This window comes from Geomonas sp. (assembly GCF_056994735.1).
Genome location: NZ_JBXKJL010000349.1, coordinates 1 through 1530 on the forward strand (window position 1 = coordinate 1; position 1530 = coordinate 1530).

2 protein-coding genes are annotated in these 1530 nt (G+C 61.3%); both read left to right on the top strand.

Annotated features, from left to right (window positions below):
* A partial coding sequence (locus AC11W3_RS15190) for a LysE family translocator (protein WP_484093282.1) occupies nucleotides 1–549 on the top strand: 549 nt, incomplete at its 5' end.
* 112 nt (nucleotides 550–661) lie between these two features.
* Nucleotides 662–1530 (top strand): bifunctional folylpolyglutamate synthase/dihydrofolate synthase (locus AC11W3_RS15195; RefSeq protein ID WP_484093283.1); only part of this gene is annotated, 869 nt, incomplete at its 3' end.

Genomic DNA, 1530 nt, shown 5'->3' on the forward strand with positions numbered 1-1530 from the left:
GTGATGACCCGCGGCATAGCCCAGGGGAGAAAGGCGGCGCTTTCCGCCGCCGCGGGATTCGCCCTCGGCAATTTCGTCCATACCTTCTTCGCCATCGTCGGCCTCTCCGCGCTCATCGCCTCCTCGGCCACCGCCTTTACCTGCATCAAGCTGGCTGGTGCGGCCTACCTGATGTACATCGGCTTCAAGATGCTGAGAAGTACCGGGACCCTGGTGCCGCAGGGAGAGGGGGCCCACTTGCAGTGCCTGGTCATCTTCCGGCAGAGCATCGTCGCCAATGTCATGAACCCTAAGGTCGCCGTCTTCTTCCTGGCTTTCTTCCCGCAGTTTCTGGAGCGGGAGAAGGGGGGCGTGGCATTGCAGATGCTCACCCTCGGCACCACCTTCGTCGTCGTTACCATGGTCTGCTTCGGCCTCGTCGCGCTCCTGTCCGGCGAGATCGGTCGCTGGCTCAACCGCAGTTCCGGCTCGGAGAAAACCATCGCTCAGCTCGCCGGGTGCGTCCTCATCGGCCTCGGTCTTCGTCTCGCCTGGCCGAGCAGGGTATGAAGAGAGTTACACCATCCGTGTTCCATCTTCCAGGTTACCTTTAGGCATTGACATGGAACTTGGAACATTCCATAGACTTTTGCATCCTCTTTTCCTATAATCCCCGGCTGTCATGACCTATTCCGAAATCCTCTCACACATATACGCCCTCGGCAGGTTCGGGATAAAGCCGGGGCTTGAGAGGATCAGCAAACTGCTCGAGGCTTTGGGAAACCCGCAGAAAGCTTTCGCCGCGGTCCATGTAGTCGGCACCAACGGCAAAGGTTCTACCGCCTCTTTCCTCTCATCCATCCTCAGTGCCGGCGGATACTGCACGGGTCTCTTCACCTCGCCGCATCTGATCTCTTTCACCGAGCGAATCCGTATCAACGGCACGGAAATAGACGAGGATTCGGTCGTGCGTCTCGCCCAGAGGGTGATGTCGGCCGCACCGGCGGAAACGACCTTCTTCGAGATCATCACGGCCTTGGCCGCTCTTTATTTCGCCGAGCGGGGTGTCGAGATTGCCGTCATCGAAGCCGGCATGGGGGGAGGGCTCGACGCCACCAATGCCATGGCCGGCCTCCTTACCGTGATCACCCCTGTATCGCTGGACCACACCGATTACCTGGGACGGGGTCTGAAGGAGATCGCGACCGAGAAGGCCGGGATCTGCAAGGGCGGCTTTCCCATCGTTTCGGGCCGTCAGCACCCGGAGGTGATTTCCGTTGTTGCCGGCAGGGCCTCCGAGCTCGGCTCGCGCCTTTGCCGGTGCGGAGAGGACTTCGATGCCACGTGGCACAATGGGAAGCTCAACTACCACGGCCTCGCCGTAACCCTCGAGGAGATGACGGCAGGTATCACCGGGAAGTACCAATCGTGCAACGCCGCCGTGGCCCTGGCAGCGGCAGAGCTTTTGGCAGGGGAAGGCTTTCCCGTCTCGGAAGAGGCCATGGTGGCCGGCGTGGGGCAGGCCCGCTGGCCCGGCCGCATGGAGCTTTT